Source organism: Desulfobacterales bacterium (genome assembly GCA_034520365.1).
In the GTDB taxonomy this organism is placed as follows: Bacteria; Desulfobacterota; Desulfobacteria; order Desulfobacterales; family Desulfosalsimonadaceae; genus M55B175.
Genome location: JAXHNP010000002.1, coordinates 521862 through 546995 on the forward strand (window position 1 = coordinate 521862; position 25134 = coordinate 546995).

37 protein-coding genes and 1 pseudogene are annotated in these 25134 nt (G+C 44.4%); 22 read left to right on the forward strand and 16 right to left on the reverse strand.

Annotation, left to right across the window (positions count from 1 at the left end; genetic code table 11):
- Window positions 1-45: 45 nt before the first annotated feature.
- The 5 genes from U5L07_02600 (at window position 46) to U5L07_02620 (ending at window position 2223) form a co-directional block, all read left to right on the forward strand.
- Window positions 46-237 carry a hypothetical protein gene (locus tag U5L07_02600; GenBank protein MDZ7830621.1) on the forward strand — a complete coding sequence of 64 codons (192 nt, stop codon included), beginning with the start codon at window positions 46-48 and terminating at the stop codon, window positions 235-237.
- Window positions 238-414: 177 nt separating this feature from the next.
- Entirely contained in the window at window positions 415-1008 is a 594-nt protein-coding gene (locus U5L07_02605; GenBank protein ID MDZ7830622.1) for a hypothetical protein, read from the forward strand.
- The gene (locus U5L07_02610) at window positions 986-1663 is read left to right on the forward strand and encodes a nucleotidyl transferase AbiEii/AbiGii toxin family protein (protein MDZ7830623.1); all 678 of its coding nucleotides are present in this window, start codon (window positions 986-988) and stop codon (window positions 1661-1663) included. Before U5L07_02605 ends, U5L07_02610 begins: the two co-directional genes overlap by 23 nt.
- Window positions 1660-1833, forward strand: a complete 174-nt coding sequence (locus tag U5L07_02615) for an FAD-dependent oxidoreductase (GenBank protein MDZ7830624.1) — start codon at window positions 1660-1662, stop codon at window positions 1831-1833. Before U5L07_02610 ends, U5L07_02615 begins: the two co-directional genes overlap by 4 nt.
- Before the next feature lie 162 nt (window positions 1834-1995).
- Entirely contained in the window at window positions 1996-2223 is a 228-nt protein-coding gene (locus U5L07_02620) for a hypothetical protein (protein ID MDZ7830625.1), read from the forward strand.
- 46 nt (window positions 2224-2269) lie between these two features.
- Here U5L07_02620 and U5L07_02625 read toward each other — a convergent pair whose 3' ends face one another.
- The gene (locus tag U5L07_02625) at window positions 2270-2797 is read right to left on the reverse strand and encodes a hypothetical protein (protein ID MDZ7830626.1); all 528 of its coding nucleotides are present in this window, start codon (window positions 2795-2797) and stop codon (window positions 2270-2272) included.
- 230 nt (window positions 2798-3027) lie between these two features.
- On the opposite strand from U5L07_02625, the gene U5L07_02630 reads away from it, so the two are divergent.
- From U5L07_02630 to U5L07_02655, 6 genes are all read left to right on the forward strand, one after another.
- Window positions 3028-3261 (forward strand): DUF433 domain-containing protein, encoded by a 234-nt coding sequence (locus U5L07_02630; GenBank protein ID MDZ7830627.1) that lies wholly within the window; start codon window positions 3028-3030, stop codon window positions 3259-3261.
- Complete coding sequence (locus tag U5L07_02635) at window positions 3258-3650, forward strand: DUF5615 family PIN-like protein (GenBank protein MDZ7830628.1); 393 nt, start codon at window positions 3258-3260, stop codon at window positions 3648-3650. The genes U5L07_02630 and U5L07_02635 overlap by 4 nt, the downstream gene beginning before the upstream one ends.
- Before the next feature lie 170 nt (window positions 3651-3820).
- Entirely contained in the window at window positions 3821-4030 is a 210-nt protein-coding gene (locus U5L07_02640; protein ID MDZ7830629.1) for a hypothetical protein, read from the forward strand.
- Between the two features lie 648 nt (window positions 4031-4678).
- Complete coding sequence (locus tag U5L07_02645; protein MDZ7830630.1) at window positions 4679-5155, forward strand: nucleotidyltransferase domain-containing protein; 477 nt, start codon at window positions 4679-4681, stop codon at window positions 5153-5155.
- A 12-nt stretch (window positions 5156-5167) separates the two neighbouring features.
- Entirely contained in the window at window positions 5168-5590 is a 423-nt protein-coding gene (locus tag U5L07_02650) for a DUF86 domain-containing protein (GenBank protein ID MDZ7830631.1), read from the forward strand.
- Window positions 5591-5627: 37 nt separating this feature from the next.
- Window positions 5628-5828: a hypothetical protein gene (locus tag U5L07_02655; GenBank protein ID MDZ7830632.1), complete on the forward strand. Its 201-nt coding sequence runs from the start codon at window positions 5628-5630 to the stop codon at window positions 5826-5828.
- A gap of 23 nt (window positions 5829-5851) precedes the next feature.
- Here U5L07_02655 and U5L07_02660 read toward each other — a convergent pair.
- The 3 genes and pseudogenes from U5L07_02660 to U5L07_02670 all read right to left on the reverse strand — a co-directional run bounded on the left by U5L07_02660 (window position 5852) and on the right by U5L07_02670 (window position 6710).
- Window positions 5852-5971: pseudogene (locus U5L07_02660) on the reverse strand (phosphoribosylformylglycinamidine synthase subunit PurQ).
- A gap of 98 nt (window positions 5972-6069) precedes the next feature.
- Window positions 6070-6435 carry a DUF433 domain-containing protein gene (locus tag U5L07_02665; GenBank protein ID MDZ7830633.1) on the reverse strand — a complete coding sequence of 122 codons (366 nt, stop codon included), beginning with the start codon at window positions 6433-6435 and terminating at the stop codon, window positions 6070-6072.
- Window positions 6436-6497: 62 nt separating this feature from the next.
- Window positions 6498-6710, reverse strand: coding sequence for a hypothetical protein (locus U5L07_02670; GenBank protein MDZ7830634.1), 213 nt, complete (start codon window positions 6708-6710; stop codon window positions 6498-6500).
- A gap of 356 nt (window positions 6711-7066) precedes the next feature.
- Here U5L07_02670 and U5L07_02675 point away from each other — a divergent pair, with 356 nt between their 5' ends.
- On the forward strand, window positions 7067-7369 hold the full coding sequence (locus tag U5L07_02675; GenBank protein MDZ7830635.1) for a nucleotidyltransferase family protein: 303 nt from the start codon (window positions 7067-7069) through the stop codon (window positions 7367-7369).
- A complete protein-coding gene (locus tag U5L07_02680) occupies window positions 7362-7700 on the forward strand; it encodes a DUF86 domain-containing protein (protein ID MDZ7830636.1) in 339 nt (112 codons plus the stop codon). The genes U5L07_02675 and U5L07_02680 overlap by 8 nt, the downstream gene beginning before the upstream one ends.
- Window positions 7701-7777: 77 nt before the next feature.
- Here the strand turns inward: U5L07_02680 and U5L07_02685 are convergent, their stop codons facing one another.
- Window positions 7778-8014, reverse strand: a complete 237-nt coding sequence (locus tag U5L07_02685) for a type II toxin-antitoxin system prevent-host-death family antitoxin (protein MDZ7830637.1) — start codon at window positions 8012-8014, stop codon at window positions 7778-7780.
- 119 nt (window positions 8015-8133) lie between these two features.
- Between U5L07_02685 and U5L07_02690 the strand changes: the two genes are divergently transcribed.
- Window positions 8134-8349 (forward strand): hypothetical protein, encoded by a 216-nt coding sequence (locus U5L07_02690; protein ID MDZ7830638.1) that lies wholly within the window; start codon window positions 8134-8136, stop codon window positions 8347-8349.
- Window positions 8350-8444: 95 nt separating this feature from the next.
- Here U5L07_02690 and U5L07_02695 read toward each other — a convergent pair whose 3' ends face one another.
- The 10 genes from U5L07_02695 to U5L07_02740 all read right to left on the reverse strand — a co-directional run bounded on the left by U5L07_02695 (window position 8445) and on the right by U5L07_02740 (window position 17430).
- The gene (locus U5L07_02695; protein MDZ7830639.1) at window positions 8445-9401 is read right to left on the reverse strand and encodes a UDP-glucuronic acid decarboxylase family protein; all 957 of its coding nucleotides are present in this window, start codon (window positions 9399-9401) and stop codon (window positions 8445-8447) included.
- A 38-nt stretch (window positions 9402-9439) separates the two neighbouring features.
- Entirely contained in the window at window positions 9440-10156 is a 717-nt protein-coding gene (locus U5L07_02700; GenBank protein MDZ7830640.1) for a glycosyltransferase family 2 protein, read from the reverse strand.
- Window positions 10157-10233: 77 nt separating this feature from the next.
- On the reverse strand, window positions 10234-11001 hold the full coding sequence (locus tag U5L07_02705; GenBank protein MDZ7830641.1) for a hypothetical protein: 768 nt from the start codon (window positions 10999-11001) through the stop codon (window positions 10234-10236).
- A gap of 500 nt (window positions 11002-11501) precedes the next feature.
- Window positions 11502-11666, reverse strand: coding sequence for a hypothetical protein (locus tag U5L07_02710; GenBank protein MDZ7830642.1), 165 nt, complete (start codon window positions 11664-11666; stop codon window positions 11502-11504).
- Window positions 11667-11678: 12 nt separating this feature from the next.
- On the reverse strand, window positions 11679-12416 hold the full coding sequence (gene istB / locus U5L07_02715) for an IS21-like element helper ATPase IstB (protein ID MDZ7830643.1): 738 nt from the start codon (window positions 12414-12416) through the stop codon (window positions 11679-11681).
- Window positions 12417-12645: 229 nt separating this feature from the next.
- Window positions 12646-14166 carry an IS21 family transposase gene (gene istA, locus U5L07_02720; protein MDZ7830644.1) on the reverse strand — a complete coding sequence of 507 codons (1521 nt, stop codon included), beginning with the start codon at window positions 14164-14166 and terminating at the stop codon, window positions 12646-12648.
- A gap of 240 nt (window positions 14167-14406) precedes the next feature.
- Entirely contained in the window at window positions 14407-15024 is a 618-nt protein-coding gene (locus U5L07_02725; GenBank protein ID MDZ7830645.1) for a hypothetical protein, read from the reverse strand.
- A 79-nt stretch (window positions 15025-15103) separates the two neighbouring features.
- Window positions 15104-15565 carry a hypothetical protein gene (locus U5L07_02730; protein MDZ7830646.1) on the reverse strand — a complete coding sequence of 154 codons (462 nt, stop codon included), beginning with the start codon at window positions 15563-15565 and terminating at the stop codon, window positions 15104-15106.
- Window positions 15566-15794: 229 nt separating this feature from the next.
- Window positions 15795-17141, reverse strand: coding sequence for a glycosyltransferase family 39 protein (locus U5L07_02735; GenBank protein MDZ7830647.1), 1347 nt, complete (start codon window positions 17139-17141; stop codon window positions 15795-15797).
- A gap of 67 nt (window positions 17142-17208) precedes the next feature.
- A complete protein-coding gene (locus tag U5L07_02740) occupies window positions 17209-17430 on the reverse strand; it encodes a hypothetical protein (GenBank protein MDZ7830648.1) in 222 nt (73 codons plus the stop codon).
- A gap of 1128 nt (window positions 17431-18558) precedes the next feature.
- On the opposite strand from U5L07_02740, the gene U5L07_02745 reads away from it, so the two are divergent.
- From U5L07_02745 to U5L07_02755, 3 genes are all read left to right on the forward strand, one after another.
- Window positions 18559-19326 carry a hypothetical protein gene (locus tag U5L07_02745; protein ID MDZ7830649.1) on the forward strand — a complete coding sequence of 256 codons (768 nt, stop codon included), beginning with the start codon at window positions 18559-18561 and terminating at the stop codon, window positions 19324-19326.
- A gap of 323 nt (window positions 19327-19649) precedes the next feature.
- Entirely contained in the window at window positions 19650-20324 is a 675-nt protein-coding gene (locus tag U5L07_02750; protein ID MDZ7830650.1) for a hypothetical protein, read from the forward strand.
- 12 nt (window positions 20325-20336) lie between these two features.
- Complete coding sequence (locus U5L07_02755; GenBank protein MDZ7830651.1) at window positions 20337-21329, forward strand: glycosyltransferase family 2 protein; 993 nt, start codon at window positions 20337-20339, stop codon at window positions 21327-21329.
- Between the two features lie 301 nt (window positions 21330-21630).
- Here the strand turns inward: U5L07_02755 and U5L07_02760 are convergent, their stop codons facing one another.
- The gene (locus U5L07_02760) at window positions 21631-21786 is read right to left on the reverse strand and encodes a hypothetical protein (GenBank protein MDZ7830652.1); all 156 of its coding nucleotides are present in this window, start codon (window positions 21784-21786) and stop codon (window positions 21631-21633) included.
- 48 nt (window positions 21787-21834) lie between these two features.
- Here U5L07_02760 and U5L07_02765 point away from each other — a divergent pair, with 48 nt between their 5' ends.
- The 5 genes from U5L07_02765 to U5L07_02785 all read left to right on the forward strand — a co-directional run bounded on the left by U5L07_02765 (window position 21835) and on the right by U5L07_02785 (window position 25105).
- The gene (locus U5L07_02765) at window positions 21835-22449 is read left to right on the forward strand and encodes a glycosyltransferase family 4 protein (protein ID MDZ7830653.1); all 615 of its coding nucleotides are present in this window, start codon (window positions 21835-21837) and stop codon (window positions 22447-22449) included.
- A 27-nt stretch (window positions 22450-22476) separates the two neighbouring features.
- Window positions 22477-23388 (forward strand): sulfotransferase, encoded by a 912-nt coding sequence (locus U5L07_02770; GenBank protein MDZ7830654.1) that lies wholly within the window; start codon window positions 22477-22479, stop codon window positions 23386-23388.
- A complete protein-coding gene (locus U5L07_02775) occupies window positions 23372-24310 on the forward strand; it encodes a lysylphosphatidylglycerol synthase domain-containing protein (GenBank protein MDZ7830655.1) in 939 nt (312 codons plus the stop codon). Before U5L07_02770 ends, U5L07_02775 begins: the two co-directional genes overlap by 17 nt.
- A gap of 9 nt (window positions 24311-24319) precedes the next feature.
- Complete coding sequence (locus U5L07_02780) at window positions 24320-24670, forward strand: sulfotransferase (protein MDZ7830656.1); 351 nt, start codon at window positions 24320-24322, stop codon at window positions 24668-24670.
- A gap of 123 nt (window positions 24671-24793) precedes the next feature.
- Window positions 24794-25105, forward strand: a complete 312-nt coding sequence (locus tag U5L07_02785; GenBank protein ID MDZ7830657.1) for a hypothetical protein — start codon at window positions 24794-24796, stop codon at window positions 25103-25105.
- The last annotated feature ends 29 nt before the right edge of the window (window positions 25106-25134 follow it).

Sequence of the window (25134 nt, forward strand, 5' to 3'; positions counted from 1 at the left end):
ACCAGGATCGCCAACCAGGCACCGGAAAGGGCAAAATCAGGATGCATGAGACATTTTTTGATCCGCTGCCGGACGATCAAGGCAGCACCCCGAAGGCTTGAGCTTGAAGATCCCCTGGAAATTTTACTGCCTGCGGAACTTGAAAAAAATCAAAAATTCCCCCTGAACTTTTTCTTTGCCTGCTTTGACCAAAGGCTCAATCAAGCCGCCAGGCTGGAAGGACTTGAATCGTTTTGAAGAAAAAGTAAAAAAATGGGACGATTTTTCAGACCAGATTCGGAACCACGCCGGCAAATCTTCATAAGCGCATTATTGCCCCAGACCCGGTCTTTTACTCTGCAAAATTCCTTTTTATTCATTGACACCTTTCATAAAATACATTAAATTAACAAAAAAATTAATTTACTGTATTTTATGAAACTGAAAGAACTTTGCAATATCCAAAAACTATATTTCGGCTACGAGGAACTGGCCGGGGCGCTGGGTATTTCGTCTGCTTCTGCCAGGGTGGCCGCAAGCCGGTATGTCAGGCAGGGGCTTTTGATCCGGATAAAAAGAAACCTCTATGTCCTTCGGGAAACCTGGGAAAAAGCCGGAAGCAAGGAAAGGTTTTTAATCGCTAACATGGGGCAGGTCCCGTCATATATATCTTTACTGACAGCACTGGATTACTATGAAATAACCACCCAGGTGCAGAGAGACTTTGTTGAATCCATAGCCGTGACCCGAACAAAGGAAATCAGAATTGATCAGATGATCTTTACCTATACCCGGATAAATGAAGAATTGTATTTCGGGTTTGACAGAGAAAACGGCTTTTTCATCGCCTCTCCGGAAAAGGCGGTTCTGGACGCTTTCTACCTGATGTCTTACGGCCGCTATTCCCTGGACCTTTCCGCTGTCAACCCTGACAGGCTTGACCCCGATCAAATCGCCGCCATGAGCAAACGGTTTCCATCAAAAACCAGAAGGTTGCTAAAAAAGCATGGATATCCTGCAGCAGCATGAAATTTTTGAAATCGAGGTTTTAGACAAACTCCGCCGCCGCCGGCTCCTTGAGCCGCTGGTTTTTGGCGGCGGCACCATGCTCAGGCTCTGCCATGAACTCGGGCGCTACTCAGTAGACCTGGATTTCTGGTTCATTAAACCCGTTTCTGAAGACCGCTTTTTTTCCGAAGTACGAAAAGCGCTTGAAGAAAATTATGAAATAACCGATTCACAGGTAAAGCATTATACCCTGATATTTGAACTCAGAACCCCTTCTTATCCCCGGCGCCTGAAAATCGAAATCCGGAGGGGAGAAAGAACCTTTGATGTTCAGGAAAAAATCGCCTTCTCCAGGTTCAGCACCCGCCAGGTTGCGGTAAGGGCGCATACCCTTGAGCAAAGCATGAAAAACAAGGTCGAGGCCTTTTTGGACCGCGGAGAAATCCGGGACTGCTTTGACATTGAATTTATTCTGCGCCGCGGTGTCAATTTACCCTCCCTGGACGCCGCTTCATTGCGCAGGTTCAGGTCCCGGCTGAACCGATTCAGGGACAAGGACTTTAAAGTCACTCTCGGCTCCATCCTGGAGCCCGACATGCGTAACTATTATATTTCCCAAAGGTTTTCCTATTTAAAAGAAAAACTCAATTCCGAAAATCAAGACTCTTTGATATGAAACCTGGCAGCCGCACCGCAGATGTCACCATCATCGGCGGCGGCTACACCGGCCTGTCCACCGCCTATCACTTAAAGACGCTGCGCCCGGAACTTAATGTCTGCCTGCTGGAATCCGACAACAGATGCCCAGATGCAAAGCATCGGCTGGCAGTGTCGGGCTGGCATTGAAGATGCCCGGGAGCTGATCCACTGCTACCGGACTGCCTATCCCCTCTTCTAAAACCCCGCCGGTCACACAAGCTTAAGCAGTTTTTGCACATGGTCGGTTGACTTAAGAATTTACATGCTTTAATCTAAATATAATCTGAACTTATAACTCAAGAACGACTCATGACAAAAAATACCATTAAACACACCCCAATAGATGCCTTAATCACAGTAACAAAGCGACTTATGCGCTATGAAGACCGGTATAATATGACTTCTGAGGAGTTTTATAATCAGTATTGCAAGGGGCGGACTGATGATTCCGAGGATGTTATTGAATGGGCCAATGCTTACCAGCATTTTATCGCCTTGAGACGCGACCTGGAAGCGAAAGTAAACAAAGTTGCATGATCGTCTTTCGATTTATCTTGAAGAAATCGAAAAAGCCCTCCGGAATTTAAAAGGTGTATATATTGAGCGGTATGAGGAGGAAATCCTTACTTCGATCCGCATCAATCTTAGGATCCGGATTCGGTTTCAAAACAATGAGCTGTTGGAGTTTAACGAAGCAGTTGTTGCCGATAATGAAAACAGAGTTACACATTTGGGCTATCGCTATCACTTCCAGGATGAAAACAATCAAATGATTTTTCGGTATGATAATACACCCCATCATCCAGGCATTGAAAGTTTCCCGCATCATAAACATACACCGGATAATGTCGCGACTGTTAACCAAAAACCAACCATTCCAGAGGCAATCAAAGAGGCTTTGCAACTGGTCAATGGTTTTTAATAATCCCCCGCATTCACACACCCACCCCATCCGCCGGCATGGATTGCCCGCCACCAGCTCATGATCCGCCACATCCAGGTTGACCACGGCACCCGCCCTCACCATGGCAAACCGGCCGATGGTAACCCCGCAGACAACGATGCAGTTGGCCCACAAAGTGGCCCCTTTGCACACCCGGGTCGGCCGCACCTGGCCCGTCCGGCTGACATGCTGCTTTTTTTTGCCCGATGGTGCAGCCCTGCCCTCTTCCTACAGCCCGTTGGCTGCTATCTTCTTGACTTAACAATTATTATATTCTAATTTTAAAGAAAAATATTAAGTAAACCACACCAGGATTGAAGAGAGCTTTACGGCGCAGGAAAGCTTTTTCGACTTTCCATCTGATGCTGGTTACATAAATGATCAAGTAGGAGTATGTCATGAATAACTGGATTATTTCAGATTCCAAAATAATGATGGGCAAACCTGTTGTCAGAGGAACTCGCATTACTGTTGAATTAATTTTGGAAAAAATCGCTGCAGGAGAATCAATTGATCAGATTCTGAAGGAACATCCCAGGTTAACAAAAGAAGCGATTCAGGCAGCCTGCGCTTTTGCAGCTGATGCTTTAAGGGCCGATGTGATATATCCTGTTGAAGAGGCTACTGCGTGAATCTTTTTCTGGATGAGAATATTGACAGGCAGATTGTTGATCGCCTGAGGGGTGACGGACATACTGTGTGGTATGTGGCTGAAACGTCTCCCTCCATATCGGATGATGAGGTACTAAGTTCTGCTAACAGCAAAAAAGCTGCTTTAATCACTTCAGATAAAGATTTTGGAGAATTAATTTTTCGTCAGCGACTGGTTTCACACGGGGTTATTCTAATCAGATTATCCGGCTTGAGTTTGGAATCCAAAGCCAATATCGTTTCCCATGCTGTTGCTATGTATGCGGCCGAAATGCTTGGGTGTTTTACGGTAATTTCGAAAAGGCAAATTCGGATCAGGAAAATTTTTCCCAGTGGATTAGATTCTGATGAAGTTGTCTTTGCGGACTGATGATTCCGAGGATGTTATTGAATGGGTCAATGCTTGCCAGCATTTTATCTCCTTGGCACTTAATCTGAAAGGGCTTTTCTGCCAGGCGGATAAAAAATTAAGTTGATAAATTGATAAGCAGCCATTTTTTAAAAGGAGCGTATAATTTTAAACCCCAAGGAGAAATTCCAATGCAAATAAATGACTCTGATTCCGGGAAAATCGGTTTTCCGTATGATGCTGAGTATATAACAGACCAGAAAGGTCATATAAAGAGCGTTATTCTCGATTATACCACTTATAAAAAAATTGAAGAAGTTTTGCTCGACTATGGCCTGGCAAAAGAAATGGATGAAGCCGCAATTGATCAGGTTGCTCGACAGCATCGTCACACGGCTTAAAATAAAAAGACGAAGCAGACCGCTCCGGGATTGGCGAGAACTTTACGGTGCAGGAAAGGGGTTGTGGGAAATGGACGCCTAGGATTATGTCAATTCGCTGCGCAAGGATCGATAGTGGATTATAATAGCATCATAACCCGCAGTGGAAAATGTATTTATCGATACGGCTCCTATAATATACTTTATTGAGGCCCATGAAACATACGGCCCCCTCGTAAAACAGCTAATGGAAATAATCTCAAAAGGCACAGCTTCTGCCTACACTTCTGTAATCACTTTAGCAGAAGTTTTACCTGTCCCGTTACGTCCAGCCCTTGCAACAGCCCTCCACGGCAAATTTGTTCTGTCTTTTTTTAGGCAGGCACGGTGGCCTGCCCTACGGCCACATGCGTCGTAGAGTCGGCCACCGTGCCGACTCTATGTCCGTTAACAGGGCCGCGGGTGGAGGAACAGTTGTAGAAGGGTGGATAAGCGCCAGACCCATTCCTTGCCGTAGGGCTTATCGTAGGGCGGATAAGCGAGAGCGCATCCGCCACTTGTTACCAACAATTGCAAAATCAAACTGCAAAATCGAGCTTGAATAAGATATAAATGCCTGATAAAAAATTGACATAATACAAATACAAATTTAACATCCACCGGATAAAAATGACCTCAAAAACCAAAAATGCAGCCAACGAAACAGACAACAGCTTGGTAGAAGCCGTCGAGCGCTGCCTAAACCACTATATATCCAATTCCGATAATGCGCAGAACTGCATTTTGGCGGTATATCTCTTTGGCTCGGCATTACAGCCGGAAAAGTTCAAGCCCAATTCCGATATCGACCTGGCCTTTTTTCTGGAACATTCACTTTACAAACAAGATCCCGTTATAAACTCCGCACCGGCTTATATGGCGGCAGCAGATTTAGGCACCCTGATGGGTCGACAAACCGATGTTATAATTCTGAATTCCGCTTCCATAGAAACCGCCTACCAAGCTGTATCAACAGGTATTCTCCTCTATGAAGGAGATCCTGAAAGCCGGCTTGAATATGAAGCCGCCTTAAGGGGATTATATTTTGATTTCCGGCCGTTTTTGGAAGAATTACGCGCAAAAACTATGTCCTGCACCGCGCAATAGAGAATCTACGACATGAAAACCATTGAAAAAAAGATAGACACCGCTGAACAGCGAATCTCAAAACTCAAAGACCTGTCACGAAAGATTAGCTCTTTTGAAGAATATGCAACATCCCGGGATTATAAGGATATTGCGGAAAGAAATATCCAGGTAGCCATTGAGGCCTGTATGGATATCGGAAAAATCATTATAGCAAATCAGGGCCTTTCAGAACCTTCCGACAACAAGAGTATTTTTTCTGTGGTTGCAGAAGCCGGCATTATTACCAAAGAGAGTCTAAGCTTTTTGATGCCCATGGCAGGTACTAGAAACATCCTTGTTCACGGGTATGATCGAATAGACGATGCACTTATTTATGGCATAATAAAAAAACACCTTAACAATTTCGAAGACTTTTTAAATCAAATCAGGGCGTACGCCCGCAACTCTACATAAATCTTTCCGCGCTCCCGCATTTAAAGAGGTTTTGGTTATGGCAAGCCTGACCCTGCGCAATATCGATGAGTCCTTAAAAGCCAGCCTGCTGTCATCAGCGCTGCTGAAAACGGCAGATCCATGGAAGAAGAAGCCAGGCAGATTCTCAAACATTTTCTCCTCCGAAAAAAAAGTGATGCCGGAACCTGGAAATCGGCCAGCCAGATCAACCTACAGGGTAACCGCATTTGGAAATTAGCCTTCGAGAATCTTCATCAGATTTTAATACATTTTCACCCCGCCGCTGGCAGCTTTTGCCCGGCGCCAGTCGGGATGGTTGGTGGGATGGTTGAAGGCTTCCGGGTGGGGCATCAGGCCGAAGACCCGGCCGGTGGGATCGCAAAAAACTCTCGAAGCCATAGGGAGGGGGTCGCTGATTAACGAATGGGTTTTATCCGGAAGCGATCATTTTGAAACAAGAAACTTGAGTTTTATAGCATTCATGCGGATCCTCGGACGGGAAAAACCTGCTCCTCTTCCACCAGACCCGTTACATAAACAAAAACCGCCTGAATATCCGCTTTTTCAAGTTCCGGATACTCTTCAAGCAATTCCTGTTCGGAAATGCCCTGGGAAAGCGCTCTCAACAACTGTTCAACGGTGATTCTCATCCCTCGAATTGTTGGTTTTCCAAGCATTATTTCCGAATGAATCGTTATTCGGTCAAGCAGTTTTTCTTTTTTCGTCGTAGAAAACCTCCGCGCTTTCATCATTTTTGCTTTTTTAAATGTATCAGGGCAGGTGAAGAGATGCAAATAAAAGAATAAAAGAATCCGGTTATCCGGAAGACTCCAGTTATTGTTCATTTAAAACAAGAAAACGTTCCGGGAGGCCGATACATATTCAAAAAAAGACATCACCCCGTCTGTCATGCCTGCGGAGGCAGGCATCCAGAGGGTCTTTCTATCTGGAGAACATGATGATAATGATACTTGAACATCTCCGCCACCACCATATTTTCAAAAAGGGGCAAAATCCCGATTCTCCCGGCCAGGGACTGGTTTAATGCATCTCTGACATTGAATTGCTGGCTGCCGGTGATGATGTTTTTTCCCTGTATCGGATTTTTTGCAAGTTGCAACAAAAACTTTCAATTTGCAAAAAATCAAATTCTGGAAAATTCCGCTGAACAGTCCGGGCTTTCCATCTGCTTTGTGCATGCCTTTCATGCCCTGTTTTGGCGTTTATTGACAAAAAAGAACGCCTAGCATACAATAATTACTAAACAAATAAAAAGTCGATAAACGAGGTGCAAACGTTGGAGCCGACTCCTGCTTGCACACCTTGAGGCCAGGCTTCGGCCGCGGGGCGCTTGTACCTGCTATTGAATATTTTTGACAGATATAGCTTGGGAGATATATAATCATCCAAATGATATCGTTTTGTAATCGCTGAAAATATAAAATCCCGGAGTGGCGAAACTATACGGTGCGGGCAATGAATACATTCACAAACGATGAAATAATGGCTTATTTAAAAACAAACAAAAAATCGCTCTATGAACAGTTCGGCGTGATACGGATCGGCCTCTTTGGCAGTTATGCCCATGGCCGCCCTGTTTCTTCAAGCGATATTGATATGGTTGTTGAGCTTGAAGGTACAAGCAAAAATATCCATAATTTTTTCAGGCTGAAACGGTTCCTTGAAAATGAATTCGGGAAAAAAGTCGATCTCGGTTTTGAACAATCTTTAAAACCGCTGGTGAGAGAAAGCATCAGGGAGCAAATCATCTATGCCTGAAAGGGACTATCGCCTCTATTTTTCAGATATCTCAGAATCCTGCCAAGCCATTTTCGAATATATTGAAGAGATGTCCTTTGAAGCGTTCTGCCGGGACCGAAAAACCTATTCCGCGGTGATCAGAGAATTTGAAATTATAGGCGAAGCCGTGGGCAAGTTGCCGGATTCCATGAAAAGCGAATATAAAAACATTGATTGGCAAGACATAAAAGACTTCAGAAACCTTTTAATCCATGAATACTTTGGTGTTGATCTGGAAATTGTATGGAAAATCATCCAGGATGACCTCCCGAATTTATCAGAAGCGGTAAATGAATTGTTGAAAAAATGAGGGATTCTGACCGCAGTTTTATAAGCATTTTCATTACCTTTCATGTACCAAATCAGGACATCTGTATCGATGAGCACTTAAAACCGCCCCTTCCTTAATTCCCTGATATAAGCCTCAACATCGTCTACCTGCTGATTATCTTTCCATATGCCGTACAAAACATTTTTTTTCCGGTTTTTCCCTTCATTTTCCGGATAAGGAATCAATTTTGCGCAAGGCTTTCCCCGGTAAGTAATAACAACCTCTTCGCCTCTTCTAACCGTATTTATAAGCTCCTTAGAGTAAAACCTGAGCTCTTTTGCCGTTGCTTTCATTCAATGCCGCCTCCTGTTTTATAAGTTTATATTTTAAAATATAAACTTTTGTACACTAAGTCAAGATATCTCCTTATTTCAAAAAGACATAAATGATACTCAAATTTGGAGCTTAACCAATGAAAGAAACCGTTGATATAAAAAAAATTGAAAAAGAAATCGATCTATTGGACGATGAAGAATTGATCAGGTTGCTCGACAGCATCGTCACACGGCTTAAAATAAAAAGACGAAGCAGACCGCTCCTGGATTGGCGAGAACTTTACGGTACAGGAAAGGGCTTGTGGGAAATGGACGCCCAGGATTATGTCAATTCGCTGCGCAAGGATCGATAGTGGATTATAATAGCATCATAATCCGCAGCAGATACTCGGGATCCACGCTTAAAAACCATCTAACCCTGACGAGGACGCGTGTCCAAATTTTATAGTCAGAGAGGGTTTAACAGACCCTCGAAATAAGCAATGGTTTTTTCCAGTCCCTGCTCGAGATCTACTGCTGGTTTCCAGCCAAACTTTTCGCCTGCCAGGGTTATATCAGGCCTTCGCCTTCTTGGATCGTCCGAAGGGAGAAGGCTGAATTCAATCTTTGATTTTGAAGACGTAAGCTCTATTATTTTCTGAGCGAGTTCCAATATTGGAATTTCAACAGGATTGCCAAGGTTTAGCGGGCCGGTAAAGTCGTCTTCCGTGCTCATCATTGCGATCAGGCCGTCGACGAGGTCATCCACATAACAAAAGGAACGGGTCTGCGAGCCATCGCCAAAGAGGGAAATCGGTTCTCCGCGCAAGGCTTGAAGAATAAAATTGGAAACCACACGCCCGTCATCAACATGCATTCGGGGGCCATATGTATTAAAAATGCGAACCACTTTTACCGGCAGTTGGTGCTGGCGGTAATAATCAAAAAACAGCGTTTCCGCACAGCGCTTGCCTTCGTCATAGCAGGAACGCCGGCCCACGGGATTGACATTTCCCCAATAACTTTCCGGCTGGGGATGGATTTCCGGATCGCCGTATACCTCTGAAGTGGAAGCCTGAAGAATTCGCGCTTTGACGCGTTTTGCAAGCCCGAGCATATTTATGGCACCGTGCACGGATGTTTTGGTGGTTTGGACCGGATCGAATTGGTAGTGAATCGGCGATGCCGGGCAGGCCAGATTATAAATCTCATCGACTTCCACATACAGCGGAAAGGTGATGTCATGGCGCATGAATTCAAACTTCGGGTTTTCCATCAAGTGATAAATGTTGCCCTTGTTTCCGGTATAACAGTTATCCACACAAAGAACTTCATGCCCTTTATCAAGCAACCGTTCGCACAAATGGGAACCGATAAATCCCGCGCCGCCGGTCACCAGAACCTGCTTGCTCACCAAATTATTCATTTATCTTTCCTGTTTTGAATACATCAAAGACGGCACAGTTATCTCCCAAACAGATTGTACCGTAATATACACCAAAGCGCCCACAACCCGTCGCGCCAATTAATTTTTTTCCCCTCTTCGTATGTCCGCCCGTAGTAAGAAATCGGCACTTCGTAAATTCTAAGTTTCTTTTTGGCTATTTTTGCCGTAATTTCGGGCTCAAAGCCAAACCGCTTCTCGTTTATCCGGATGCCGTCGAGAGCCTGCCGGGTAAAGGCTTTATAGCAGGTTTCCATATCTGTTAAATTCAAATCCGTTAACATGTTCGAAAGAAGCGTCAAAAACCGATTTCCCGCATAATGCCAAAAATACAGCACCCGATGTTCGCCATGCCCGCCAAACCGCGATCCGTAAACCACATCCGCATTACCTGATATGATCGGATTGAGCAGTACCGGATATTCCTCCGGATCGTATTCCAGATCCGCATCCTGGATCACAATAATGTCGCCGTTCGCTTTATCCAATCCGGTTTGAAGCGCCCTGCCCTTTCCCTGATTCCGTTCGTGTGAAATCAGTTTGACCGAAGGGTTGTCGTATTTCGATAAAACCTCCAGCGTCTTATCTGTTGAACCATCATCCACAACGATAATTTCTTTTCGAAAAGGAGCGTAGAAAACACGATTCAACAACTCAATAATTGTATTCTCTTCATTGTACACAGGCACAATCACGCTTAACAAAAAATCATTTAACTTTGAATCTTTCCTTTCCATATAAATGTTCTCTTTTCCTGCGCTTAACTGGTGGCGCCGTTGTTTTTAAAAATAAATGCCGGGATTGCGAAAGGGCTTTATGAATCTGTTTGGTCAGCCCTTTTGTATGTGATCAGCGAGTGTTCCGTATTTCTGACTTTATGTTCAAAATTATAATCGCAACCCAGCTCAGGCTGATATTCCGGATGATCCGGCGGCGGCTTGAATACAATTACGTCTATATCTGATTTTTCGGCTTTCCTGCAGATATCCGTTAGATCCGTATCATTTGAAACTAAATGAAATGGATGCCAATTGAATTTTAGCAGATAAAACTGCAACCCCCGATAGGGATATCCGTTATTGGCAAATAATACCCGGTTTTTGCCTGGGTTATAATTTTTTTTCAGCCACCGGATCATTTTTCTATAAGGGTAATAATGTTCGGATGTATCAAATATAGGATTGCCCCAGAAAGATTTTTTTGTTCCATCAAAATTTAACGGCGTCATATAGATGTTAACGGCTATGCAGCTAGATACAATGATAAGCACCGCCCTCTTATTTTTTTCAGCTATATAAGAAAACGTTATATTCGCAGCGGCAAGAAACACGGGAACCAGAAGCAGCATGAATCTGCTGTAACCCGTGTATTGAGCCTTAAGCGCCATATGAAATAATGGGATCAGAATAATATTTAACGATAAAAAAATCAGCATGCCATGCTTTTTACCCCTCCACAGGACTATGGCGGCAGGTATGAACAGGATGGCCACCACGCCGATCTGTCTTAAAAAAGAAAGCATGAACACATGATATAATTTAAAATCCAGCAGCCTTGTGATCTCCGTGTAATCATCATGCATATCCAAAAACTGCCATCGCAGAAAAACAAACAAAACCAAAGGAAAGAGCACACCATACCCGACAACCACTTCATCCCGAAACCGCCTTAAAACAGAACCCCCGGATTGACTGTAAAAAACCCTTATGACGAAGCGCAAGACCAGAAAACACAACAGAAAAGGCAGTGTGTTCTCCTTTATAAATCCGATTAATATCAAAGCATACCAGGCCGCATTCTTCCGTATCTCGTCAAAGTCATGGGTTAATAGATGCTCTGCATTTATACAGACGATTGTCATCAGGATGATTGCCGGGAGCTCGAGATAAAGAATCGAAGAATAGTAAACGATAATCGGGATGGTACTGATTGCCAGCCCCCAGAAGCAGGCTATATAGACATACTTTTCTTTAAAAGGCTTCAGGGCGGCATACCAAGTTAAAAGAACAGCGCATATCAACGGTACCAGTCGGTAGGTGAATTCATTGAATTCACCCCCAAACCACCGCGCGATATAAATTATCACCGTATGGGTGCGTATTCCGGCGAAGTCGGCCACTCATTCCGGGCGATTTCGGCCGCCTGTTCCGGACGAAGTCGGCCACCTGTTCCGATTGATTCCGGCCACTCGTTCCGGATGATGTCGGCCACTTTTTCGGAGCAAAGCGACGCTGTCTTTTCCTTCACAAATTACTCGCTTTAAGTCAACTTTCTTTTTTTCTTCCGCATAGAGTCTCCTTTCAGATTGATTTTGTATGCATTGTGAACCAGGCGGTCGAGGATGGCATCGGCCAGGGTCGGATCATCGATGACCTCGTGCCAATGCGATACCGGCAGCTGGCTGGTGATTACTGTTGAGTGGATCTCACAGCGATCCTCTATGATTTCAAGAAAATCCCGCTGCTGCTCCTTGGTAAGGTTTGATAAGCCCCAGTCATCGAGGATTAATAAGTGCGTTTTGGCAAAGCCGGCCAAAAGTTTGCCGTAACGGCCGTCGCCTTTGGCCAGACTCAGCTCGGAGAACAATTTCGGCACCCGCAGATACAACGCACTGTATCCTTCCAGACAGGCCTTGTGGGCAAGTGCGCAGGCCAAATACGATTTTCCGATCCCGGTCGGCCCGGTGATAAATACATTGTGACGGGCTTTTAACCATTCGCAGGCGGCAAGCGATAATATGAACTGCTTATCCAGCCCCCGGGGATAGGTATAATCTATGTCCTCCATACTGGTCTGATGCCGCAGCTTGGCTTTTTTCAGCCGGGTCTTTAGCTGTCTATCCTGCCTTTCTGTATGTTCTCGATCCACAAGCAGACCCAAGCGTTCTTCAAAGGAGAACTTTTCGATATCAGCCGTCTGCAGTTGCTCTTCAAATGCCTTTCGCATGCCGTAGAACTTCATTGCCTGTAATTTGTCCATAATCGGATGGGTCAACATGATATATTTTCCTTTTTTATCTTTTCAAAGTTTAATGAATAGGCTATATTGATATCCGCCTTTGCCGGAGGATAGGGCAACGCTGGGGAGCGACCCGAGCGCCGGCCAGGGTGACCGAAGTATGAGGGCCGTACCCTGCGTGCGGCCCATCTCTCATACTTTGGTCCATAATGCGTTAACCCCGGGGGTTTGGGGGCAGCGCCCCCAATTAAGATCAGATCCATACCTTTTACTCGTAATATTTCCCGCCCCTGATGTTGGCGTGGTCAATCGGCTTCCCCGAAGACTCTTCCTCGGCCAGGGGCTTGCGATCCAGCCCGTTCTTCAGGATGGACTCCACGCTTTTATAGCTTTTGCCGCCGATTTGATTGGCCCGACAGGCAGCGGCTTCAAGCCGCTCCTCCCCATAGCTTTTGCCCAGCCGAAGAATGCCCAGACAGCTGCGAAAGCCCTGCTGAGGATGGATACGAACAGCCATCACTTTTTCGATCAACTCAGCCGTATGGGGGCCGATTTTACCAGCCCAGCGCACCAGGCGCTCAGGCGTCCATTCCGCATATTGCTGGTGCTTTTTGGGCATATGTTCCTTGAGCGTGGTATGCCGGCCCATCCGGTCGCTTGAGGCATGACTGGCCACCCTTTTGCCCTTATAAAAGCATTCCACGGTATTGGCGGTTATCCTGACGTCGAGCTGCTTTTTCATAAGCTGGTAAGGCACACTGTAATAATGGCCGTCGACTTCCACATGATAATCAACATGCACCCGGGCTTTTTTCCATTGGGCAAACTGATACCGTGCCATGGGCAGCGGTTTTAAAGCCGGCTTGTCCATGGACTCAAACACGCTTTTTCGGGTTCCCGGCAATTTCTGGAAGGACTTGTTGTTTAGCTCAACCAAAAGCTCATCGATCGCCCGGTTTAACTCGGTGACACTGAAGAACGTCCGGTTGCGAAGCCTAGCCAAAATCCAGCGTTCCACAATCTGGACGCTGACCTCAGCCTTGGCTTTATCCTTGGGTGCCCGGACCCGGGCCGGGATAACAGCGGTGTCATAATGATTGGCCATATCCAGATACGTGGGGTTTAGATCCGGCTCATATCGACAGGCCTTGTTCACACCGCTTTTGAGATTATCGGGGATGACCAGCTCCGGCACACCGCCTAAAAATTCAAATACCCGGACATGGGAATCAATCCAGTCCGACAGGTTTTGACTCAAGCTTGCTTCGGCGTAGGTGTAATTGGAAGCGCCCATACAGGCGATAAAGATCTGGGCCTCGGAGGTGGTGCCGCTTCCGGAATCGGTAATCGGCACGGTCATGCCGCTGTAGTCGACAAAGAGCTTTTCTCCTGCCCGGTGGTCCTGGCGCATGACCGGGTCCAGTTTATCGCGCCATTGGCGATAGAGATGACAGAACTGGCTGTATTGATAGCCTTGGGGGTTTTGGGCTTTATATTCATGCCATAACAGCATGAGGGTCACGCCCTTGCGTTTGAGCTCCTGGTGGACATAGGAGAAATTTAAAGGCGGCCGGTGATCCTTGGACGTGCAGGGCACCTGGTCAAACAGGATCTTTTCTAATTGCGCATCATCCATATCCTCCGGAAGCGGCCAGCCAAGGCCCGCAGCCTTGACCCGCTGGATATAATCGCCTACCGTGCTACGGGCGATGGAAGTACTGTTGGCAATCTTTCGGTTACTGAGTTTGCATTCGAACTTGAGACGTAAAACTTCTTTGATTTTTCGCATGGTGATTCGCTCCGCTGGCATTTGCACCTCCTTTGAATGATTAAAAGAGGCACAACTTACCGCTAATAATTTTTGTTCACCAGCGAAGCTTTGCTCAAAAAATTACTTGTGATGGGTGGCCGAAATGGATCGGAATCACCGGCCGACTTCCGTCGGAATCGGTGGCCGAAATCAATCGGAATCACTGGCCGGAATCATCCGGAATTGGTGGCCGAGATGAATCGGAATTGGTGGCCGAAATCATCCGGAATATGCAGTATGGGCCCATCTTGATAAAAATGGATACCTCAAGGCAAGCTGTCTGTTTCCATAAGCAAGAAATTGGTTTTCATTAATTTGCTCAACCGAAAAAATGATAAAAATGAGTAAAATAATACCAACTGGGATAAACAGCGTCGATTTACGAAATGCTAATACAAGGAAGAAAACAGACAAGAAGGCAAATGGGAGCATTGCCGGTTTCTGGATTTTAAAGAGAAAAAAAAGCGCTTTTAACGTATAAACGATATGATAGGCCTCATCCCCCCGCCAGGGGATGACTGATTGCAGGGCTTTATAATTATAAAGCAGAACAAAGAAAAAAAAGATAATAAAGAGCGTTTTTTTATTTGGGATTGCACTTTTTTTTATCCGGAGAAACGAAAGTTCCCCCGCCGCTGCATAGGACCAAAGCGCACCCAGTAATAATGAAATGCATAACAGTCCATATTGGCGCTGAAAAGTGCCCGTCATTTTCCAGGTAGGCATAAAAATGAACGACATTAAAAAAAGCAGGAAAAGCAGAGAACCGACAAAACTGCGGGGAACCGAAAAACCCGTTGTATTGGAAGTCCCCTTTGTTGATAAGTCGCCAAGCATAGACAAAATCAGTTAAAGCCCATTTTTCAATGTATGAACTTCAGGATAAATAGTATTTTGAAGACAATTAAGCGCCTTGTCATTGAGCCGGTCTCAGAGCTACTCTATTATTTTTTATGATATAATGGGGTCTGTTTTGGGTCTCCTTGAATATGCGATAGATGTATTCTCCCATAATACCAAGGAAGATCAATTCAATAAATCCAATAAAAAAAATACTGATGGTTGTTGAGGACCAGCCGAATGGAGCAATCCCTAATAGTTTACTCAAAATGATATAAAAAAATGCGCCAAAACAGATCAGCATTCCGATAATCCCCACAAAGAGGCACAATCGTATGGGAATATCGGAAAAAGAAAAGATGGCATCCATCGCTAGGTTAATTAGTTTTCCATAGGTCATTCCGGGCTTGCTGCCGGGTCTTTCCTCCCTGTTGCAGGTAATCCAACCCTGGCGGAAGCCGACTAAAGCCCGCAGTCCTGGAAGGTATCTGTTCTTTTCCCGAAATTCGAGAAGCGCATCGACCGCCTTTCGATTCATTATGCAGAAATTTCCGACATTTTGAATGTCATCCAAGCCGGAAAGATTGCGAAAAATGAAATGGAAGCCCGTAATATAATTTCGTAATGTTAAAATTATTTGATAAACGTTTTTTTTTAACTTTTTTAGGGTTTATTTGTACCCGTGATAATCCCTGTTAAAAGAAATTTTTCAGGATCCGGATTCTCTTTTTTCATTCAGGACTCGCCTTTTTTTTGCGGTTAACATGTTAGATGTTTCCGATATGTCCGGCACTTTCCAGGCGGCTTTTGCAGAAAAAGAATAATCGGGTCAGGGCCAGGACGGCAATAATAAAAAATACGGGCCGAAGCGGCAGCGCGTACCTGGGCCATGACGCAAAAACCATGTAGAGCAGGGTATAATAAACAGGAATCCAGCCCAAAGAAGCAAAAACAATCTTCTGCTGCATCCCTGACTTACCGGACGCAAAAACTTTGCCCAAAAGATATATCAGCCCGCCGAGAAAAAAAATCATAAGCACGGGATGTATGAACCTGAAAAAACCACGAGCTGCATCAGCCAGCCTGTTTTGCGTATAAAGTGATGTTTTTACGGGATAGACATATATGTCGCCCTGCCCCTGCAAAATATCCCAACTCCAGAAATAATAGGGTTTCTTTACCAGGTACCAGGCTATATATTCACCCGGTCTTTCCTTGAAGCGCAGCCAGAAAACCTCCAGGAATTTTGAATAAGAGTTGCTGATATCCGGCTGCATCGGATCTTCGTAATATGGAAAATACTTATACTCTTCTGACTCATAGATAAAGTCAATATAACTGCCGTGGGTAATTGTATTAAGCGCCCTTGAAGAACCCTGAGGGGCATTATCAGGCACAATCATATGGTTTCTGGCCGTCCAGGATATGGGAAATACAGCAAAAAAAACAACAAACACAGCCACCCAGCGATAATCAATATTTGCAGAAAACTTTTCCCGCCGGATCAGAAAACAGGAGATCAGCGCCAGGCAAAATGGAATAAAAAGTGCGGTTTCATTTGTAAGATATGCGAAACCCCAGAAAACCGAAGAAATAATAAACAGATAAAATTTCTTCTGCACGTGCGCTTCTGTATAAAGAAGCAGCGCTGAAACAATAAGAAAGGAAAAAAGGGTTTCAGTCAGCATGTAACCGCACATGACAACCAGATGCGGGCTAAGTGCGACCAAAACAGCAGAGACAACCGCCCACGTTGGAGCTAACACCCTCCATGCAAGCCACAGGGTAAGAACAGCCGTAATGCTGCTTAAAAATACCTGGATAAATAAAAGCACAGGATAAAAATGTTTTTCCCCTCCCAGGGAAAAACTGGCGGCAATTAGAAGCGGATACCCCGGAGAACGGAAAGAATCCGGGGTTAACGCTGAAGCGTCTTCTGCGCGCTGCTTGGAATAAACCCCGTGTTGAAAAAGGTTGTATCCATAGGAGAAATACTGTTTAGCGTCTGCTTGAACCGGATTGACCACCTCTGTTTCCATTACATATACGTAGCGAATAAGGAAGGCGCCCAGAAAAATCAATAAACAAATAAGAACAAGAGGTCTTGGTTTCATATGGTTTGACCTACAACTAATTGAAAACGGACTGTGATTAATAAGCAATAATGCATAACCTTACTTTTTACACCATAACTTCCCGCATTCCTGGTACATAAAATCCGCATCCAGCAGCTTCCCGTACTCGCACACCCACCCGATCCGCCGAAATGGTGGGATTATAAATATTGGTAAACACAATGGATGGCCCGCAAAAAAGGTCGTCTTCAAGGGTCAAGCCCTGATAAACAGACACGTTGTTTTGGATTTTGCATCCACTGCCGATATCCACCTCCAAGCCGATCATCACCTTTTGCCCGATGGTGCAGCCCTGTCCTATCCTCGCACTTGAAAACACATGACAGAAATGCCAGAATTAACTGTATACCTAAACAGAATCTTTATCCTGTAAGCTTCCTGTTTTATGTTTTCGATTTGCATTTTTCGCCCCCCCCCTGAAAAATAAAAAATTCTTTGACTTCACTTTTTCGAAAACTTCGACAATTCTTGAATCCATTGGATGCCATTCCACCGGTCAGCATAACTGATCAGAAACATTTTAATACTCTTCATAATAACACAAAAATCCATGCTTATCCAGCCCTTACAACAGCCCTTACAACTGCTCTCAATTTTTTTCACTCATGCCGCATTTTACTGCCAAACAGTCCTGCTTTGCCATATTCCCTGAGGGCCTATGCCGGGTCGGCCCTGTTGGCCAAAAAATAGCCGCGATTTTGTACCGCTGATGAAAGAACCGGGTCAAAGGCCGGGCCTGGTATGACTTTGCCTTTCTGGTGCGCAAAAAAGTGCCGCTCCTGCTTGCGCACCTTGAGGCCAGGCTGGCTTCGGCAGCGGGGCGCTTATACCGATAAGCCCCCGCTTACTCCCGTAGAATGGCCGGTATAATATACCGCCGCATCGAATCCATTGATTTTGAAGCAGCCAGGGCGGATGTTGCCGTCTTTATACCCGATCTCCGGGACCTGGATGTCTGGGTCAGGGACTACTTTCACCATGTCCTGAGTAATCTGCAATACATTTAAGATCACCGCCGAGCCCCCAAACTCAAAGCCGATTGCGACCCTTCTGCATGGATTGACCCCCACGATCAGGCCCCCTGTCAGGATAGTTGTCGCTTCCAATGAGGGTTTTGTTTGAACCACGTGGGGGCGATGAGATATGTTTGAAGTTATGAAGAAACACTCCAATGAATTCAAGAACCGGAGCAAAAAATAAGGGCGAAAAATAATTGATATAATATCCCGGAACATAAACCGCTTTCCCATGTCCATTTTGACAGCCGGCTGGACCTACTGTATATGTTGCATGCAAACAATCAATCCTAATGCTGGCCTTGAGACTTCACATATGATAAAAGAATCTTCATGAGTACTACATTTACTGTAACCCACTGGAATCGTGCTACTACTGTATGAAGGACTTTACGCTGAATGCTTACAGGCAATATCTGCGCGCCATAAAAGCATCATATCCCAATATACTTTGTTTCTCAGATTTTTTCTCTCTTGACGAGCTGCCATATTCTTTTATCTTAATCCGCCATGATGTGGACAGAAAACCCGGCAATGCGCTTAAAATGGCCCTCCTGGAAAGTGAAATGGGCATTTGCAGCACTTATTATTTCCGCACCCGGAAGCATGTATTCAAGCCGGGAATCATCTCCGAAATTGCCGGCGCCGGTCATGAAATCGGGTACCATTATGAATCCCTCTCTGATGCCAAAGGCAAACACCAAGTTGCATTAAAAGACTTTGAGCAGAACCTGAAAAAACTTCGCAACATCGTCCCGGTTCGAACCATTGCCATGCACGGCAGTCCATTGAGTCCGTATGACAACCGGGATATATGGCGGGATTCGCTAAATCATGAATATTTAAAAAACATCCTTGAAATATCCGGGGAAGTCTATCTGGATATTGACTATTCTGGCATTGCCTATATTACCGACACAGGCAGGAACTGGTATTCCGGCAGAGCCAACCGTCGCGACATGGTAAACTCAGCTGTAACACGGGATTTCAAAAACGGCGAGACACTGCTTGATTGTTTCAACAAGGCCTGTTATCCAAAGGCTGTGTTCCAGATTCACCCGGAGCGATGGGCGGATTCTATTACTGAATATTACATTCAAAGCGCACTGGATCTGTTTGCCAATATTATCAAGACAATCGTTCGATAATAATCCATTGATATTCCCATCCAAGTAAAATCCGGAACGAAGAGGTCGGCCTACGTCAAATGAATCCATTTAAAAATAAATTTTTCGTTTTTTTTGTCTCCGGCGGCCGAACCGGAACCAAGTTTTTCGGGGATGTACTATCCAACCACATTACAAGTTCATTTTCCATTCACGAACCGGACGTCGTTCATTTAAAAAAGGGAGAAACCCCTCTTTTATCCGGCATCAAAAATTTCGGCCTGTATTGGATGATATTTGGCAGGCTGCTTGGAAAAACCGGCATTCGAAATCTATCGGATTTATATTTATCCGGCCGTTACTCCTTGGATGACGCCAGGGATTGTCTGGTAAAATATCGAACGCGCTATTATCAGAAAATAGACAAAGAGCTGATCATTGAATCTTATTCCGGGTGGTATGGACTGATTCCAGTAATCCGGGAAACCTGTGCAAATTATAAAGTCGTCATCCTCATAAGAGACCCCCGTGACTGGGTCCGCTCCAACATGGACTGGGGTAAGATGTACGGCCGCAGGGACTGGGTCAGCAAATTCGGCTTCAGGCGGTTGTCGCCGTTTATGATTCATGATACGGTATATCAGAATGATTGGCGGCATTTTGATCAATTTCAAAAATTATGCTGGGCCTGGAAAACAATTTATGAAATACTTTCGGATGACAGCGCAGAGGATTCGAACATCAAAATTTTTAAATTTGAAGACTTATTTTGCGCAGACCAAAAAACCTCATATTTTAAGCTACTTATTGAATTTATAGCAAACTTTGGGGATAAGCAGTTTGATTATAATTCAGAAGTCAATTTAGAAAACATTCTGAATCAAAAAATTCACAAAAATATTGCATATGATTTCCCGTCGTGGCCAGAGTGGTCGAATCAAAGAGCCCGGACGCTTGATCAAATCTGTGGCACGTTGATGGAAAAATTCGGCTATGGCAATGAAAAACTCTGGAATGATAAATTAACCGCCCTTTCATAACATGGATTTCTTATGTTTCTCGTTATTTTAATCCCCTGCTTTAATGAAGAAAACACGATCAGGGAACTCATATTATCAATTCCAAAGTCAATTAAAGGAATTACGAAAATAGAAATAATCGTCATCGATGACGGTTCAAGCGATCATACCGCTTCCCGGGCTGAAGAGGCTGGCGCATTCGTGATTTCACATTTCAGGAACATGGGGGTTGGTGCTGCATTTAACACCGGGGTTGAAAAAGCAATTGAGCGCGGTGCGGATATCGTGGTCAATATTGACGGAGACGGGCAGTTTGATCCCGGAGATATTTCCTGTTTAATCCAGCCCATTATAGACGGTGAAGCTGAATTCGTCACCGCTTCCAGGTTCATGGACAAAAATCTTGAGCCGGAAATGCCTGTTTTAAAAAAATGGGGGAACAAACGCATCTCTTCACTGATAAGTTTTCTGACAAAACAGCAGTTCCATGATGTCTCCTGCGGCTTTAGGGCTTATTCCAAGGAAGTTTTGCTTAAATTAAACCTGATGGGAAAATTTACCTACACCCAGGAAACATTTTTAGACCTTGCCTTTAAGGAAGTCAAAATTCTGGAAGTTCCCATAAAAGTAAAAGGCGAAAGGGAATACGGTCAATCCCGGGTGGCCGGCAATTTATGGAAATATGCGATTAATGCGTCCAAAATTATTTTCAGATCTTTTCGGGATTATCAGCCGTTTAAATTTTTCTTTGGCATCTCCATCGGCTTTTTTGTGCTATCCTTTTTTCTGGGGACCTTTTTTGTCGGATTTTATCTGGTTACGGGCCATTTTCATCCGCATAAATGGGCGGGTTTTACCTCGGGTTTTCTGCTGCTTTTCAGCCTGCTCTTTCTGCTGACGGCGCTTCAGGCGGACATGTTTGTAAGGATAAGGCAGAACCAGGAAAAGCTGTTATACTTGGAAAGAAAAAAAATATTCAACAATATGCACGCAAAAAACAGCAGCAACCCGGATGAACAAACATAGCGGACATTCCTTAAATCACATTTTACTCATCACTTGGAACTTTCCCCCCAAAAAAGGCGGCATGGAAAATTTAAACTGGAATTTTTACAAATATCTTTCCGGCCATGTGAAGGTTTCCGTTATCGCCCCCTGCAGCCCTGAAAAGGACAACGCTCCAAATATCTATAGGGCCCCGGTAAAGGGATTCCCATTTTTCTTGATGTATGCGCTTTTGCGGGGACTATACCTGGTATACACCCAAAGGCCAAAAATTGTTTTCGGCGGCAGCCTGGTGGTCGCACCGTTACTGATTTTTTTTAAATTATTCTGTCCGGTGGCGGCATATGCCCATGGCCTGGATGTTATATATAACAACAAAATTTACCAGATACTGCTTGATTTCAGCCTCCGCTTCCTGGACGGCATTGTTTGCAACAGCCGTAACACCCGACGCCTGATCCAGCAGAACAATTATCACGTCAAGAATCTGGCAATCATTCCGCCCTGCATTGAGGTTGATTATTATATAACACCGCCCTCTTCCAGGTTTTTAAAAAGCAAATATATCCTGAGCCTGGGCAGATTAACGGAACGAAAAGGATTGATTGAATTTATTGAGAATTGTTATGGTGCTATCCTTGCCCGACATCCGGACATCGAATTTGTAATTGCCGGCGGAGAGCCCAAGGAAGCCGTATATCATAGAGAAGGATACAAAAAAAAACTGATAGAATGTATTGCATCCAATAATCTTCAAGATAAGGTGCATTTGGTGGGATGGGTAAACAATGATACCAAAAAGCAGTTGATAATTCATTGTGAATGCATGGTCTTTCCGGTAATCCCCCGAAAAAATGATGTTGAAGGCTTTGGCATCGTCGCCATTGAAGCTGCGGCATGCGGAAGGCCAACCGTTGCGTTTGATGTAGACGGCGTTGGAGACGCTGTTATCAACGGCGTTACAGGCCAACTGATCCCCTTTGCCGAATATTTAAAAATGGCAGAGGCAATTAAGCTGATCATAGATGGAACTGCGGACTATCAATTCAAAATGGAGGCGGTTAAAAATAAATATGGTTGCAGCCATACAGCTTTTCGGTATCTTGATTTTTTTGAAAAACTTTATTCCCATGATACTTAAGAACCGGTGGATGCTGATGCAGGGTTTATGATAGAAAAACCTTCAATCATTGTTACCTCGCTTGGAAGAACCGGGACACTTTTCTTCCAAAACCTTTTTGACGCATCCCTTTTGTATGGCACTTGCCTGCATGAACCTGACCGCTTGAATTTTGGGCAGTATGAAGGCATGGGCGATAAAGCCGCACAGGTTTACCGGCAGATCAGGGAGTCCGGGGTTTTCGAGCTCCTGATTCGAAAATTTATATTTTCAGACTGGAGCATAGAGGCTGTTTCCAAAGATCGCGAAACCGGGAAACTGAGCGACCCTGAAGCCATAAAACGGATTATTTCACAACGGAAAAAATTTATTCAACGCCAGCCCGGTTCCATATACCTTGAATCGAGTTCAGCCTTTTACGGCATCATTGATTTATTGGATAAGGTCTTTTATCAGCACCGCGTTATTTATATTATCCGCGACGGCAGGGACTGGGTCCGCTCAAAAATGAATTTTGGGACCATGTATGCAAAAAACCCTTTGCAAAAATTGATCTCCGGAAGCTGGCCCACGGCGGTTGAACTCAATGACAGCGTATATGGAGAAAAATGGCATGAAATGACACGCTTTGAAAAAATCTGCTGGGCCTGGGCTGAATTAAATCAATATGCGTTAAAATGTGCGGCGAAGAATCCATATGCCAGGGTTGTCCGGTTTGAAGATGTGCTATCCTCCCCTGATGCGGCAAAAAACCTTTCGGATCTGATCGATTTTGCAGTAAGTATAAGCCCTGCTGCCGCTGTAAAGAAAAAAACCTTGAAAAATTGGCTGCCCGGACAAACGCATGCCAGCCAGAAGCTGTTTCCGGACTGGTGCCAATGGAACAATAAGCAAACCGATTGGTTTATCCAGGTCTGCGGGCCACTTATGAAGAAGTTAGGATATGAGCTCAAAAGCTGATCAACCATTTTCAAAAATCAGGAAATATCTCTCGTATATAATTTCCATTCTGGTTATATGCCTGATCGGCCTCTATGTTTATAACAACGCCGAAAAATTAAACCATCTGTTTAACCTGTCTATCCATATCCTTTTTTTACTTATCTTTTTTATTCTATTAAATTTTTTATTAAGGGGGCTAACAAATTTTTATCTGTATCGCCTGTTTTCGATAAACCTATTATTGCCGGAAAGCGTTGCACTGGCCGTGCTGAATATCATCGGCAACCAGCTGCCGCTTGCCGGCGGCATGGTGGCCAAGGGCGTGTACCTCAAGCACAAATATCAACTTTCATTCAGCTATTATCTGCCGGTGACAGCCGCCCTGTATGTCTGTTTCATCGGGGTCAGCGGATTAATCGGCCTGACAACCCTCTTCTATCTTTATATAGCTTCAAATACGCCTTTTTACTGGCCCCTGTGGGTTGGCTTTTCAGGATTTATCGGAGGCATGGCATGCCTTTGGCTGCCGATAAAATCCGGAATTTTTCCGGATCGATTTAGAAACCGGCTTTCAGAGTTAAACTCTGGATGGCGGGCCTTGGGCAGAAATCCGACCCTGCTTTTAAGACTTTGTTTTTTCCAGATACTCATTTTAACAGTCATCGGAACAAGATATTTTCATGAATTTCAAATTGTCTCCCAGGATGTTGCGTTCTCCCATTGCCTCTTGTTCAGTGCATCCACTATCCTGAGCCGTTTGCTGAGCTTCGCACCTGGCGCCATAGGATTCAGGGAAGGCATTGTCGGGCTTGTCAGTGAAATGCTGGGATTTGACTTTGCCCTGGGAGCCATTGTTGTTATAATCGACCGGCTGCTTACTATTATTGCCGCAGGTTTTTTAAGTCTGTTATATTTTAATTTAATGCCCGACAAAAGATAGCGTAACATTATGCCCACTTTTATTTTATCCACAGGCCGGACCGGAACCGTGTTTATCAATAATGTTTTAAATAGCTTGAGGGGCATCAGTGCAGTTCATGAGAGAAATGCAAGGATTCTGCGCTTTTTTCAAGTCATGCAGCTAAAAAATTACAATTCCGCCATTATTAATAACATTTATGACTACATGTTGTTTCACCCTTTAAAACGCGATATGATAAATAATGAGTCTCATTTTGAAATCAATTTTTCACTGAAAGCCAATATTGATAAGGCATCAGAAATTTTTCCGGATGCCGTATTCATCTATATAATAAGAGATCCCCGAACTGCAGTGGCAAGCGGTATAAACTGTACTTAGGACAAAATTTTCAACACCCTATTTAAACTCTATTTTCCTTTTTGGCGGCTCAGGCCATGCGAATATGAGCTTGGCTGCAAAAAAACAGATAAATTATTTGAAATAGCTGTTTTAAACTGGACTGTGACAAATAAAGAATACGCAAAATTAAAAAATTGGACAAACCGATATCACTTGTTAAAATTCGAAGATTTGTCAAATAATCCGAAGGAGTTTATCCAGACGATTTTAAAAATTGCCGGTTTCAGAGGAAATCATCGAAAAACAGTTGATGATTTGATCAAGACCGCATTTAAAAATCCCTCGGTCAAAAACTATGATCAGTGGCAGAATTGGGAAAGCAGGTATGCTTTATATCTTCACCGGCAATGCGGAAAACTGATGCAACAGTATGGGTATGGTCGTGAAGAGGAATGGTTAAACAGAATTTATTAATGCCTGAACTAAAACAGTCAGTGACCACC